This is a genomic window from Rodentibacter mrazii (assembly GCF_001998825.1).
GTDB classification, from domain to species: Bacteria; Pseudomonadota; Gammaproteobacteria; order Enterobacterales; family Pasteurellaceae; genus Rodentibacter; species Rodentibacter mrazii.
Map to the genome: position 1 here is coordinate 1 of NZ_MLHG01000050.1, position 14,629 is coordinate 14,629.

Below are 14,629 nucleotides of genomic sequence, written 5' to 3' on the forward strand. Positions count from 1 at the left end.
ATGAATTTCTTTACTATCTAATAATATCTCAACAACCTATTGTTGAAAGGAGTGATTATGCAGGTCTCAAGAAGAAAATTCTTTAAGATCTGTGCAGGTGGTATGGCGGGAACTTCCGCCGCTATGTTAGGCTTTGCTCCGGCAAATGCGTTAGCGGCGCCGCGTGAATATAAATTATTACGCGCTTATGAATCCCGTAACACTTGTACATATTGTGCCGTCAGTTGCGGTATGTTGCTTTATAGTACAGGCAAACCTCATACGGGCTTAAGTAGCTACACCGGTACAAATACTCGTTCAAAATTATTTCACCTTGAGGGTGATCCCGACCATCCAATTAGCCGTGGCGCACTCTGTCCAAAAGGCGCCGGCGCACTAGATTACATAAACAGTGAAAGCCGTGCTTTATATCCTCAATATCGCGCTCCGGGTTCCAACAAATGGGAACGTATTTCTTGGCAAGATGCGATCAAACGCATTGCCCGCTTAATGAAAGATGATCGCGATGCCAATTTTGTAGAAACCGATGCCAACGGGAAAACCGTAAACCGTTGGGCAACCACAGGGATTATGACCGCATCCGCCATGAGCAATGAAGCTGCGTTACTGACGCAAAAATGGATTCGAATGCTCGGGATGGTACCGGTATGCAACCAAGCGAATACTTGACACGGACCAACGGTAGCAAGTCTTGCTCCATCATTTGGTCGCGGTGCCATGACAAATAACTGGGTTGACATCAAAAATGCCAATTTAATTATCGTTCAAGGCGGTAACCCTGCCGAAGCCCACCCTGTTGGTTTCCGTTGGGCAATTGAAGCGAAGAAAAACGGTGCAAAAATCATCGTTATTGATCCACGCTTTAACCGTACAGCTTCTGTCGCTGATCTTCATGCGCCAATTCGTTCAGGTTCTGATATTGCGTTCTTAATGGGCGTGATTCGTTACTTATTGGAAAATGATAAGATTCAGCATGAATATGTTAAACACTACACGAACGCCTCTTTCTTAGTCAACGAAAACTTTAAATTTGAAGACGGACTGTTCTCAGGCTACGATGCTGAAAAGCGCAGCTATGACAAATCAACATGGAATTACCAGTTTGATGAGAATGGTCAGGCTAAACGTGATATGACATTACAACATCCACGTTGTGTGATTAATGTATTGAAAGAACATGTTTCCCGTTACACACCGGAAATGGTTGAACGCGTGACCGGGGTAAAACAAAAACTGTTCTTACAAATCTGCGAGGAAATTGGTAAAACTGCTGAACCGAACAAAACGATGACGCATTTATATGCGTTAGGTTTTACAGAACATACTATCGGTACACAAAATATTCGCTCAATGGCAATGATCCAGTTGTTATTAGGTAATATGGGAATGCCGGGTGGTGGTATTAACGCATTACGTGGGCACTCAAACGTACAAGGTACAACAGATATGGGATTGTTACCAACCTCCCTACCTGGCTATATGCGTCTGCCAAACGATAAAGACTCGTCTTACGAGCAGTATATCAATGCAATCACGCCAAAAGACATTGTTCCGGGTCAAATCAACTATTATCGTAATACCTCAAAATTCTTTGTGAGCATGATGAAAACCTTTTATGGTGACAATGCAACCAAAGAAAACGGCTGGGGCTTTGATTTCTTACCAAAAACAGATCGTTTTTACGACCCTATTACTCATGTGAAATTAATGAATGACGGTCAGTTACACGGTTGGATTTTACAAGGCTTTAACGTCTTGAACTCATTACCGAATAAGAATAAAACCCTTGCCGGTATGAGCAAGTTGAAATTCTTAATCGTACTTGATCCGCTTCAAACGGAAAGTTCTGAATTCTGGAAAAACTTTGGTGAATCAAACAATGTTAATCCTGCGGACATTCAGACTGAAGTATTCCGTTTACCAACCACTTGTTTCGCAGAAGAAGACGGTTCAATTTCCAACTCCGGACGTTGGGCGCAATGGCACTGGAAAGGTTGCGACCAACCGGGTGAAGCATTACCGGATGTGGATATTCTTTCCATGCTCCGTGAAGAAATGCACGAACTCTATAAAAAAGAAGGCGGTCGTGGCATTGAATCTTTTGAAGCAATGACATGGAATTATGCACAATCACACTCACCAAGTGCGGAAGAATTAGCGAAAGAATTAAATGGTTATGCCCTTGAAGATCTTTACGATCCAAACGGCAACCTAATGTATAAAAAAGGTCAATTACTCAACGGGTTCGCACATCTACGTGATGACGGAACTACCACATCGGGTAACTGGCTATACGTAGGTCAATGGACGGAAAAAGGTAACCAAACCGCCAATCGGGATAATTCAGATCCATCCGGATTAGGTTGTACCATAGGTTGGGGCTTTGCTTGGCCGGCAAACCGCCGTGTACTTTATAGCCGCGCCTCCTTAGATATTAATGGTAAACCATGGGATAAACATCGTCAGTTAATCAAATGGAACGGTAAAAACTGGAATTGGTTTGATATTGCCGACTATGGTACTCAACCACCGGGTTCTGATACGGGACCGTTTATTATGTCTGCCGAAGGTGTAGGTCGTTTATTCGCTGTTGATAAAATCAATAATGGTCCAATCCCTGAACATTATGAGCCGATTGAAAGCCCGATTGATACAAACCCACTCCATCCAAATGTGGTGACGGATCCAACGGTGCGTATTTACAAAGAAGACCGTGAATTTATCGGTTCAAACAAAGAGTACCCATTCGTGGCAACTACTTACCGTTTAACCGAACATTTCCACAGTTGGACTGCACAATCTGCACTGAATATTATTGCCCAACCACAACAATTTGTGGAAATAGGGGAAAAATTGGCGGCCGAAAAAGGTATCCAAAAAGGCGATATGGTGAAAATCACCTCAAAACGTGGTTATATCAAGGCAGTTGCAGTGGTCACCAAGCGTTTGAAAGAATTGGTAATTGATGGAAAAACCGTTCACCATGTGGGTATTCCGATTCACTGGAATATGAAGGTCTTGAACGGTAAAGGCAATCGCGGATTCTCCACTAACGTTCTGACTCCGTCTTGGGGTGAAGCAAATACACAAACACCGGAATATAAAACATTCCTAGTGAATATTGAGAAAGCGGAGGTATAAATGATGGGTGTACAATCTCAAGATATTATTAAGGTCTCCGCAACCTCAGACCTCACACCTGCACCGCAGGCACGAGATCACAAAGTTGAAGTGGCAAAACTGATTGACGTTTCCACCTGTATCGGCTGTAAAGCCTGTCAAGTGGGTTGTTCGGAGTGGAATGACATCCGCTCCGATGTCAATGCACAATGCGTAGGTGTTTATGACAACCCGGTTGATCTCAATGCCAAAGCATGGACTGTAATGCGCTTTAATGAAGTGGAAGAAAACGATCGTTTAGAATGGTTAATTCGTAAAGACGGTTGTATGCATTGCTCGGAACCCGGTTGTTTAAAAGCGTGCCCTGCACCGGGCGCAATTATCCAATACAAAAATGGTATTGTGGATTTCCAATCGGATAAATGTATCGGCTGTGGGTATTGTATTGCCGGCTGTCCGTTTAACATTCCTCGAATGAATCCGGACGACAATCGTGTGTATAAATGCACCCTTTGTGTCGATCGTGTTTCTGTCGGTCAAGAGCCGGCTTGTGTCAAAACCTGTCCGACAGGTGCGATTCGTTTCGGTTCAAAAGAAGAAATGAAAATCTATGCGGAACAACGCGTTGCCGATCTTAAATCGCGTGGCTATGAAAAGGCAGGACTTTATGATCCACCGGGAGTTGGCGGCACGCACGTGATGTATGTGCTACATCACGCAGACAGACCTGAACTTTACAATGGTCTCCCGAAAGATCCGCAAATCGACCTCAGTATCACTTTATGGAAAGATGTGTTAAAACCGGTTGCAGCTGTTGCAATGGGTGGTTTGGCATTAGCTGAGCTTGGTCATTATTTAACCGTTGGTCCAAATGTTGAGACGGATGTCGAAGATCACCATGAAAAATTTGAAAACGAAGATAAACACGGAGGAAAAAAAGATGAGTAAATTTGAAATTACTAACGATACTCGTATCGTTCGTCATCGAATTCCTGCACGTTTAAGTCACTGGTTTTTAGTCATTTCATTCTTTCTGACTATGTTTACCGGTGTGGCTTTCTTTTTCCCTGATTTTGCTTGGTTAACGGAAATTTTAGGTACCCCTCAACTTGCTCGGGCAATTCATCCTTTCACAGGGCTTTTAATGTTCGTTGCCTTTATTTTCTTGTGTTCCTTATATTGGCATCATAACATTCCTGAGAAAAATGATATTCGCTGGTTAAAAGGTATCGTTGAAGTACTAAAAGGCAATGAACACGAAGTGGCATATAATGGAAAATACAACCTTGGTCAGAAAATGTTGTTTTGGACATTGATTCTTGCCATGTTCACCTTATTAGCAACCGGTATCATCATGTGGCGTCAGTATTTCTCCCACTACTTCTCAATTCCGGTGCTAAGAATAGCAATACTTCTCCACTCTGCCAGTGCCTTTATGCTATTTACCGGCATTATGGTACATATATATATGGCATTTTGGGTAAAAGGATCAATTCGCGGTATTGTGGAAGGTTGGGTAACCGTTCGTTGGGCAAAAAAACACCACCCACGTTGGTATCGTGAAGAAGTGTTACCGGAGCTGGAAAAAGACGGAGAACGTGAAACAAAAGGTGAAAAACCGAAAGCCTTATTCAAAGGTATTGCGGGCTAAGTCAAAAACGAACGCCAAAAGTGCGGTTAAAAATGACCGCACTTTTTATTATTGAAGAGGCATTATGAGCATCAAAATCCTATCAGAATCCGAAATTAAGCAACAAAAAACAAATTCTTACGAAACACCGGCTATACTATTTGCCAACCCTAAAAATCTTTATCAACGCCGTGCAAAACGTTTAAGAGAATTGGCAAAAGAACATCCATTTGCCGATTATTTGCTTTTTGTTGCAGATGTAGTTGAAAGTCAGCTAAATATATTAGAAAAAAATCCGCTCGAAAAACAAAACTTCGAATATCTAAACAGTGTTGAGCCACTAAATGCAAAAACCTTCAAACGTAATCGCATTTGGCGTGAATATCTCAGCGAAATCTTGCATGAGACAAAACTAAAAGCAAATGAACAAGTTCTGACAACCATTGAATCGCTGGAAAAAGCCAGTACCGCAGAACTGGAACAAATGGCGGATCAATTATTGGCGGAGGAGTTTAATCTGGTCAGTAGCGACAAGGCCGTTTTTATTTGGGCGGCACTCTCACTCTACTGGCTCCAATTAACGCAACAAATTCCCCATCATAGCCGACTAGAAAATGCTGAAAACTTACACCTCTGCCCTGTCTGTAACTCTCTGCCGGTATCAAGCATGGTTCACATTGGCACATCTCAAGGTTTACGTTATTTGCATTGCTCATTGTGTGAAAGTGAATGGAATCTGGTTCGCGCTCAATGTACCAATTGCAATGCTCACGATAAATTAGAAATGTGGTCATTAAATGAAGAATTAGCATTGATCCGTGCAGAAACCTGCGGTAGCTGTGAAAGCTATTTGAAAATGATGTTTCAAGAAAAAGATCCTAATGTGGAAGCTGTTGCCGACGACTTAGCCTCTATTTTCTTAGATGTGGAAATGGAAGAAAAAGGTTTTTCCCGTAGCGGGATAAATCCGTTCCTTTTCCCAGCACAAGAAGTCTAGTAAAAACGGTCGTTATTTTTTCCAATAACGACCGCTCTTTTATAAATAACACGCCATTACAACAGCATTCTCTCTTTTCCCATCAGGCAATGGATAGTAATTTTTACGGATATCCACCTCATTAAATCCTTGCTTTTCATATAGCCAACGAGCCGAATTGGATTCCCTCACTTCAAGCCATAGGGTTTGGATTCCCTTTTCTTTAAGCTGCTCTATGAGTTCCTTCAAAAGGAAGGAGCCGAATCCTTTTCCTTGCATAACAGGTTCAATGGCAATATTAAACAACGTTGCCTCATCCAATACTATTTGGCAAATTGCAAATCCTACAATTTGGTTATCTTTAACCAACTTCAGATTCAAATAACGATCACCTTGATTATTTTTTAATCTCCCCAAAGACCAAGGCATTAAATGTGCTTGCTGTTCAATTTCATACAAACGCTCAAAATCACATTCTTCAATAGTAAAAATTTGAAGCATAATGTTAAACTTGTTGAATTTGCTGCCAAAGTTCACGTTTGGCAGAGGGTGAAGATTGAAAATCCTGATAGCTCGGTGAACGATAAATGCCTTCGGCATTCAAACAATAAGGCAAAGTGCGGTCAATTTTCGCTATATTTTCAGCGAGTAGCCAATAGCGTACAGAATGCTTTAACTCAAGATGTTGGATTTGTTCATAATTCAAACATAGACAATCTTCTTGCTTTATTTGAAGGCTCATTAATACATCCTCAAATAAAGGAGATTTACTCAAATTTTCATCGGATACCACCACAAAACGAATATGTTCCGCCACAGTAATCCCCACCGCCCCTTGAAATACCTCAGGACGGTAAAGCTCCCATTGAGTTATCCCCATCTCTTTTAGAAGAAGATTGCGTCTTTCCATTTTAATTAATTAGAGAGAAATTGAATCAAACGGGTAGCTCATAAGGCTATTTACAATCGAACGTTCTTCCGCTTCCGTTAATTTTTGTTGATAGGCTTTTAGACTACGAAATGACAGAATATTTTTTTCAGAATGCACCACAGCAATAAAACGCTGAAAATCCTTACCATTACATGCATAGTAAAAAGAACTGCCATAGCTTAAAGTTTGCAAATCACATACTTTTTTATTGGAATCCAAATATCTATTAGTTAAAGTCGGTACATGGGAAAGATCTTTTAAATAAAAAGTTTCACTGGTAACCGATTTACGGTTTGAACGATCTAAACTCACTGCTAAGCTAATAAAACGAGGATCATCGCCTTTTACCGCTCTCGTTTGTTTCACATATTTTTCGCCATTAAACTCAATTTCAGTACCGACCTTTTTTACCCGTTCAAATTGTTCATCTAATTTTTTGAACATTTCAACCTGCTCCGGTGTGATTTCAACTTTAGAAGGGGCTTGCGCTTTACCTTGTATCTGCTCAATGAGTTGACAACCTGATAATAAGCCGACCATTGCTGCCGCAAGTACGATTTTTTTCATAAAAGAATTCCTTGTAATAAATTGGTTAAAAACCAATGAAAAATGTTCTATTAGAGTTATCTTTGCTAGAATAGCACTTAATTTTAACCAATAACCCACAGGATTCAAAGCGTGATTTCCCTTGAAAGTGAAGTTTTAGAGCGCCATCTTCCCCTTTTTTACCATAAGTCTGTTTTACTTACCGGCGGAATTAACGATCAATTTCCACAAAAACTAGCACAACATTGCCAATCTGTTCAGGTTTGGAGCTGCTATTTTGATTATGCCCGCACCCAAAGTACAGTCAATTTTTCAATTGAATTTCAAGGTAAAGCAGATCTCATTATTTATTATTGGACAAAAAATAAGCAAGAAGTACAATTCCAACTGATACAACTCCTTGCCAATGCGCAAGACGGACAAGAAATCTTCATCATCGGTGAAAACCGTTGCGGTGTACGTTCGGCAGAAAAAATACTCTCACCGTTTGGTGATATTGCTAAAATTGATTCCGCACGCCGTTGTAAGCTATATCATTTTTCTCTGAAAAACCGACCGCACTTTTCACTCGATACTTTCTGGAAAACCTATCAACATCCTCAACTACAAGGCTTAACAATCCATAGTTTACCCGGTGTGTTCAGTGCGAACGAATTGGATGTTGGGACCGCACTATTACTTTCCACGCTCAATCAACCTATCAAAGGCAAGGTGCTTGATCTCGGTTGTGGTGCCGGTGTGATTGGTTCAATAATCAAAAAAGCGAATCCTAAAGCTGCTATCACGATGACCGATATTCACGCTATGGCATTGGAATCCGCCCGAAAAACCCTTGCGGAAAATCAATTGGAAGGCGAAGTTTTTGCCAGCAATGTTTTCTCTAATATTGAAGGGAAATTTGACCTAATCATTTCCAACCCGCCGTTCCATGATGGTATTGATACAGCTTATCAAGCGGTAACATCACTTATTAACCAAGCCAAACGGCATTTAAATCAAAGGGGCGAACTTCGCATTGTTGCTAATGCATTCTTACCTTATCCAGATTTATTGCAACAACATTTTGGGAAATTTGAGGTGTTGGCACAAACTTCAAAATTTAAAGTTTACTCTGTAAAAAATTAATCCAAGATGGAAAAGAATTATACAATTAAGGATATTGCAAAACTTTGCCAAGTGGGGAAATCTACCGTTTCCCGCGTGTTAAATAATGATCCCAAAGTCAGTGAAGCCACACGACAAAAAGTTCAAACGATCATTGACTCCATTGGTTTCAGTCCAAACCGTTCTGCTCAGGCTATGCGTGGTGCACAAGAACCGGTTGTAGGTATTATTGTCTCGAGACTTAATTCAAGCGGTGAATCCCAAACATTACGAGCAATTTTGACCGCACTTTACCGCCAAAAAATTACACCGATCATTGTTGAAAGTCAGTTTGACGAAAAACAAGTTGCCCACCATCTCAATCTATTCAAACAACGCCAAGTGGATAGCGTAATTGTATTTGGATTTTCTCCTCTTTCCGAAAACATATTGCAACAATGGCAGGGAAACATAGTTGTTATCGCCCGTTATTTTAAGGATATTTCTTGTGTTTACTATGATGATCAAGGTGCAATTAATGCGCTTATGGATAAATTCTATACACAAGGATATCGCCACATCGGCTATCTCGGCATACATGATCAAGACGAAACAACAGGGCGATTGCGTACACAAAGTTATTTGGATTTCTGTCAGCAGCACCAACTCAAGCCCAATTTTGCCCTCACTGAACTTAATATTGAAGCGGGCTATCAGCATAGCGCACAGCTAGCCCAACCACTTGATGCCGTGTTATGCGCCACCACAACCCTTGCGGTTGGTATGGTAAAGTATTTACAAGAGTGTCAATCAATGCGCCCGCTTGCTTATATCGGACAAAATCCGCTGTTGGAACATTTCGTACCAAATTTGATAAGCCTTGATTTCGGCTATGAACAAGCAGGAAATTGGGCGGTGGAATTGCTGCTAGCACAAATTTATGGAAACAAAACAGTAAAACAACGACTCGTTTCCTTTCATTTGTCGTAAAAGCATGATTTCTGAAAATGACGCAAAAAATAACCGCTCTTAAACCTAATTTGCTCTATTTTCTTCATTCAGAACTGATATTTATTCATAACTCTATTAGGGCATTGGTACCATCTCCAATAATCAATCCTGATTTTGCAAAAATGAGTAAAATCTGACCGCACTTAAACAACCAATCATCTTTCAATTTTGTGATCTTCCTCACATTTCTGTTATAATGCCACTCAAATGGGAACGTTCCCATTTACTTTATAAACCTAAAGCGTATAATTCTCAGCCGTTTAATTTTTATACTAAAAAGAAGGTTTTTCTTATGGCGAAACAAAAAATTGATCCGCAAAATGTGGATAAGCTGATCGTAGCGATTGGCGGACGTGAAAATATTGCAACAGTTACACATTGCATTACTCGTTTACGCTTTGTGTTAAACGATGAAAGTAAGGTAGATACCAAAGCGATCGAAGCCTTGCCAATGGTAAAAGCCAATTTCTCAACCGGCGGACAATATCAAGTTGTGATCGGTCAAGAGGTCGGCGACTATTACAAAATTTTGCTCGAAAAAACAGGATTGGCAAGCGTGGATAAAGAACAGGTAAAAGCAGCCGCACGTCAAAATCAAAAATGGTACGAAAGCCTGATTTCACATATGGCGGACATTTTTATTCCGCTTTTACCGGCGTTAATTAGTGGGGGATTGATTCTCTGTTTCCGTAATGTAATTGGCGATATTGCCATGTTTGATGGCAAAACGCTGACACAAATCAGCCCATTCTGGAACAGTATGCACAGTTTCTTATGGTTGATTGGCGAAGCCATTTTCCATTTCCTACCGGTGGGAATTTGTTGGTCGATTGCCCGTAAAATGGGCACTTCACCGATTTTAGGTATTGTACTGGGGATTACCCTTGTTTCTTCGCAACTGATGAACTCTTACGCACTCGGTTCACAACTGCCGGAAGCGTGGAATTTTGGTTGGTTTAGTATTGAAAAAGTGGGCTACCAAGCACAAGTGATCCCGGCAATTATGGCAGGTTTAACGCTCTCTTATATTGAGCGTTTTATGACAAAAATCGTGCCTGATTTCTTAAATCTTATCATTGTACCGGTCGTATCCATTATCCTCGCCGTATTCTTAGCCCATAGCATTATCGGGCCTATCGGTCGCGAAATCGGTAACGGGGTCGCCTTTGTGGTGAAACATGCCATGACGGGAGATTTTGCCCCAATCGGTGCGGCATTATTCGGGTTTCTCTATGCGCCGCTTGTGGTCACGGGCGTACATCAAACCTCACTTGCGATTGATATGCAGATGATCCAAAGTATTGGCGGAACACCTGTATGGCCAATCATTGCGTTGTCCAATATTGCTCAGGCTTCTGCGGTTGTCGGGATTATCTATGTGAACAAAAGTGCACAATCTCGCGAAGTGGCTATTCCTGCCGCTCTTTCTGCCTATCTCGGCGTGACCGAACCCGCCATGTATGGGATTAACCTCAAATATCGCTTCCCGATGTTATGTGCAATGATCGGTGCAGCCGTAGCAGGCTTAATCTGCGGTTTATCCGGCGTGTTAGCCGGTAGTATTGGTGTGGGCGGCTTACCGGGTATTCTTTCCGTTCAACATCAATATTGGGGAGTATTCGGTCTCGCAATGCTCGCTGCGATCGTGATCCCATTTATACTCACCACCCTCGTTTATAAACGTAAAGAAAAAGCAGGTGAGCTTGCTTAATATAAAAAACTTACGGAAAAATGACCGCACTTTCAAGGGGACATAAAACCCCATCATACATGCGGTCAAGTTTCCTCCTATTTAAACGTGAGAGGATTTTTCAAATCCACACATACTTACTCGAGAAAGCAACGATGAATAATAAGACTCAATGGTGGAAAAACGGCGTTATCTACCAAATTTATCCAAAATCATTCCAAGATACGACAGGCAGTGGCACAGGCGATATTCAAGGTATCATCAAACGTTTAGACTATTTACAAACGCTCGGAATTGATGGCATTTGGATTACGCCGATGTATGTTTCGCCACAAATTGACAACGGTTACGATATTGCCAACTATCGTGAAATTGATCCGAGTTACGGTACAATGGCGGATTTCGAGCAACTGATTACCGAAGCCCATAAACGCAATATTCGTATTGTAATGGATATGGTGTTTAATCATAGTTCTACTTTCCACCGTTGGTTTGAAGAAGGGGAAAATCCACAAAGCGAATACCACGACTACTATATTTGGCGTGAAAACCCGACTAACTGGAAATCAAAATTTGGCGGTTCGGCATGGAAATGGGCGGATAAAGCACAAAAATATTATTTGCACTTATTCGCCCCCGAGCAAGCAGATTTAAATTGGGAAAATCCCAAAGTGCGGTCAGAATTGTTTGAAATTTGTCGTTTTTGGGCAGAAAAAGGCATTGATGGATTGCGTTTGGATGTGGTGAATTTGATTTCTAAACCTGAGCATTTTGAAGATGATTTCGAGGGAGATGGTCGCCGTTTCTATACCGATGGACATAAGATCCACGAATATTTGCAAATGCTCAATCAACATGCTCTCACGCCTTACGGCTTGATGAGTGTGGGTGAAATGTCTTCCACCAGTCTTGAACATTGCCAACGCTATGCCAATTTGAACGGTACAGAATTATCTATGACCTTCAATTTCCATCACCTCAAAGTGGATTACCCGAAGGGTGAAAAATGGACATACGCCCAACCTGATTTTGTCGAACTGAAGTCAATTTTTAACTACTGGCAACAAGGCATGCACGGCAAGGCGTGGAATGCCTTATTTTGGTGTAACCATGATCAGCCTCGTATCGTTTCACGTTTTGGCGATGAGGGGGAACTTCGTGCAATTTCCGCTAAAATGTTAGCGATGCTACTTCACGGTATGCAAGGTACGCCTTATATTTATCAAGGTGAAGAAATTGGTATGACGAACCCAAATTTCACCACGATTGAAGAATATCGCGATGTGGAAAGCTTAAATGCGTATGAGGAACTGAAAGAAAAAGGCATCAATGACGATCTGATTATAAAAATTCTGGCACAGAAATCCCGTGATAATTCCCGCACGCCGGTACAATGGGACGAGAGTGAAAATGCCGGTTTTTCCACCGCCCAACCTTGGATCGATGTGGCACGCAACTATACTGAAATCAATGTAGAAAAAGCATTAGCGGATAAGCACTCGGTGTTTTACACCTACCAAAGCTTAATTAAACTCCGTAAGGAATTACCTATTTTAACCGAGGGCAATTACACTGATTTACTGCCGAATCACCCATCCGTTTGGGCATATCAACGTCAAGCTAACGGGCAAACTTTAACCGTATTGGCAAATTTGAGCCATCAACCGCAATCTGTTGAGTTAAATGTGAAAGGCGAGGTATTAATGAATAATTATGATGAGCTGTCATTAGAAGAAAATAAAGTGCTGTTAATGCCTTATCAGGGCATCTATTTGTTGGCTTAACATCATCGGCGATGGTTTTCTCAGTGAGATATGCTAGTATTTCAAACCATCGCTCATTAACCAAAATAAGGAGAATATGATGATCGTAACCAGCTCTGCCATCAAAAATGGAGTATTTGAAGACAAATACGGCAAACGTGGAACCCAATTTAGCCCAAACGGTATGCCCACCTATTCCATTCCCTTTGAAATTCAAGGTGCGCCGGAAGGTACAAAATCTTTCGCCGTGGTACTTGAAGATAAAGATGCGATTACCGCAAGCGGATTTGTTTGGATTCACTGGTTAATCGCCAATCTTGAACGCACAAATGTGCAAGAAAACGAAAGCCAAGCCGCAACGGATTATGTACAAGGTGCGAATTCTTGGGCGAGTGTGTTAGGCAAATTTGAACTTGATGAAGCCTCCGCTTACGGCGGTATGGCTCCCCCGAATTGTTTACATCGTTATGAATTGATTGTGTATGCCCTCGATACCAAACTCGATGTTAAACCGGGTTTTCGTTTCAATGATCTTCATTTTGCCATGCAAGGGCATATTTTAGATCAAGCGGTTGTGATGGGAACCTATGATGTTTAGTTTTTAGTTGGATCTTGCGCTTTCAAAAACGGTAATAATGAAAGCGCAATACCGGCTGCACAACAAGTAACAACTATGAAAAATCCCGTCCAATGGAAATATTTCATAATCAGTGCCAATGGATAGCCTGCAATAGCAGCGCCAAGGTAAGCAAATAATCCCACAAACCCGGTCGCTGTGCCGGGTGTTTTTTTATGGGAACATTCTGCCGCAGCCATACCGATTAACATTTGAGGACCAAAAATAAAAAAACCAACCACAAAGAAAAGTGCGGTCTGTAAAATATAATTTTCTTTTGGTAACAACCATAAAGCGGTAATGGAAAAGAAAATACCAATAGCAAAAATCAATGCCATCGGTCCACGATTACTAGAAAACAGGCGATCCGATCCCCAACCGGCTACAAGTGATCCTAAAAAGCCCCCTACTTCAAATAACGCTAAGACACTGTTGGCTGAAACCAAGTCGTAATGGTATTTTTCAGTAAGATAAATATTGCCCCAATCATTAATCGCTGTTCGCACCACATAAACGAGGGTATAACTTAACGCTAACAACCAAATATATTTATTCAAAAAAACATAACGGCGCAAAATTTCCCGCCAACTTAAATGGGGAGCTAGAGATTCTTGCTTGAGTTCCAATTCGTCATTTCGCCAATGTCCGACACTAGGTAGTCCCATGGACTCCGGTGTATTACGTAATCGCCATAACAAGAAAAAACCAATACAAATCGCCAATCCCCCGGCAATGGCAAAACCATGGCGCCAACTATAATGTAACGTCACATAACCAATAAGCAAAGGAATCAATGCGCCTCCCACATTGTGCGCTGTATTCCAAATCGACCACCAATGCCCACGTTCATGACGAGAATACCAACTCGTCAATAACTTAGAACAGGCAGGCCAGCCCCAGCCTTGAAACCACGCATTAGCCACCCAAAGTGCGGTAAAAAACAACACAGAATTTGATAATCCAAAGACAATATTAAGAATCCCCGTCATCATCAGACCAATTGCCATAAAATGACGAGGATTTGATTTATCGGAAAATATCCCTGAAAAAAATTTTGATCCCCCGTAGGTGATATAAAATAAGGTCGCCATCAACCCAATATCACTTTTTTCAATACCAAGATCGGTGATCATTTCCGGTACGGCAAAATTGAAACTCTTTCTTGTGAGATAAAAGCCTGCATAACCGATATACATGGCGATCATCAAATGCATACGCCAATAGCTATAAGTACGGTCAATTTTTGAGGAAAATATTGTCATC

At 41.3% G+C, this 14,629-nt stretch carries 13 protein-coding genes; 9 read left to right on the top strand and 4 right to left on the bottom strand.

The genetic code is table 11. From position 1 onward, the window contains the following. The first annotated feature begins 57 nt into the window (after positions 1-57). The 4 genes from fdnG to fdhE all read left to right on the top strand — a co-directional run bounded on the left by fdnG (position 58) and on the right by fdhE (position 5,747). Positions 58-3,141, top strand: coding sequence for a formate dehydrogenase-N subunit alpha (gene fdnG, locus BKK47_RS07855; protein ID WP_143529605.1), 3,084 nt, complete (start codon positions 58-60; stop codon positions 3,139-3,141). Between the two features lie 3 nt (positions 3,142-3,144). Further along, entirely contained in the window at positions 3,145-4,068 is a 924-nt protein-coding gene (gene fdxH / locus BKK47_RS07860) for a formate dehydrogenase subunit beta (RefSeq protein WP_143529607.1), read from the top strand. Next, the gene (locus BKK47_RS07865) at positions 4,061-4,771 is read left to right on the top strand and encodes a formate dehydrogenase subunit gamma (protein WP_077494313.1); all 711 of its coding nucleotides are present in this window, start codon (positions 4,061-4,063) and stop codon (positions 4,769-4,771) included. The genes fdxH and BKK47_RS07865 overlap by 8 nt, the downstream gene beginning before the upstream one ends. Positions 4,772-4,835: 64 nt before the next feature. Continuing rightward, positions 4,836-5,747 carry a formate dehydrogenase accessory protein FdhE gene (gene fdhE, locus BKK47_RS07870; RefSeq protein ID WP_077494314.1) on the top strand — a complete coding sequence of 304 codons (912 nt, stop codon included), beginning with the start codon at positions 4,836-4,838 and terminating at the stop codon, positions 5,745-5,747. A 39-nt stretch (positions 5,748-5,786) separates the two neighbouring features. Here fdhE and rimI read toward each other — a convergent pair whose 3' ends face one another. From rimI to BKK47_RS07885, 3 genes are read right to left on the bottom strand one after another with little or no spacing between them, the layout of a single operon-like run. After that, positions 5,787-6,227 (bottom strand): ribosomal protein S18-alanine N-acetyltransferase, encoded by a 441-nt coding sequence (gene rimI, locus BKK47_RS07875; protein ID WP_077494315.1) that lies wholly within the window; start codon positions 6,225-6,227, stop codon positions 5,787-5,789. A 4-nt stretch (positions 6,228-6,231) separates the two neighbouring features. Continuing rightward, positions 6,232-6,636, bottom strand: coding sequence for a DNA polymerase III subunit psi (gene holD, locus BKK47_RS07880; protein WP_077494316.1), 405 nt, complete (start codon positions 6,634-6,636; stop codon positions 6,232-6,234). A 9-nt stretch (positions 6,637-6,645) separates the two neighbouring features. Then, positions 6,646-7,224 carry a hypothetical protein gene (locus tag BKK47_RS07885; RefSeq protein ID WP_077494317.1) on the bottom strand — a complete coding sequence of 193 codons (579 nt, stop codon included), beginning with the start codon at positions 7,222-7,224 and terminating at the stop codon, positions 6,646-6,648. 111 nt (positions 7,225-7,335) lie between these two features. Between BKK47_RS07885 and rsmC the strand changes: the two genes are divergently transcribed. The 5 genes from rsmC to BKK47_RS07910 all read left to right on the top strand — a co-directional run bounded on the left by rsmC (position 7,336) and on the right by BKK47_RS07910 (position 13,348). Then, positions 7,336-8,328 carry a 16S rRNA (guanine(1207)-N(2))-methyltransferase RsmC gene (gene rsmC / locus BKK47_RS07890; RefSeq protein WP_077494318.1) on the top strand — a complete coding sequence of 331 codons (993 nt, stop codon included), beginning with the start codon at positions 7,336-7,338 and terminating at the stop codon, positions 8,326-8,328. Positions 8,329-8,334: 6 nt separating this feature from the next. After that, the gene (locus BKK47_RS07895) at positions 8,335-9,276 is read left to right on the top strand and encodes a LacI family DNA-binding transcriptional regulator (RefSeq protein WP_077494319.1); all 942 of its coding nucleotides are present in this window, start codon (positions 8,335-8,337) and stop codon (positions 9,274-9,276) included. Between the two features lie 313 nt (positions 9,277-9,589). Next, positions 9,590-11,008: a PTS trehalose transporter subunit IIBC gene (gene treB / locus BKK47_RS07900; RefSeq protein WP_077494320.1), complete on the top strand. Its 1,419-nt coding sequence runs from the start codon at positions 9,590-9,592 to the stop codon at positions 11,006-11,008. Positions 11,009-11,142: 134 nt separating this feature from the next. After that, positions 11,143-12,771 (top strand): alpha,alpha-phosphotrehalase, encoded by a 1,629-nt coding sequence (gene treC / locus BKK47_RS07905; RefSeq protein ID WP_077494321.1) that lies wholly within the window; start codon positions 11,143-11,145, stop codon positions 12,769-12,771. 79 nt (positions 12,772-12,850) lie between these two features. Beyond that, entirely contained in the window at positions 12,851-13,348 is a 498-nt protein-coding gene (locus tag BKK47_RS07910; protein ID WP_077494322.1) for a YbhB/YbcL family Raf kinase inhibitor-like protein, read from the top strand. Here the strand turns inward: BKK47_RS07910 and uhpC are convergent. Then, the gene (uhpC, locus tag BKK47_RS07915) at positions 13,345-14,628 is read right to left on the bottom strand and encodes an MFS transporter family glucose-6-phosphate receptor UhpC (RefSeq protein WP_077494323.1); all 1,284 of its coding nucleotides are present in this window, start codon (positions 14,626-14,628) and stop codon (positions 13,345-13,347) included. The genes BKK47_RS07910 and uhpC overlap by 4 nt on opposite strands. Position 14,629: the final 1 nt, after the last annotated feature.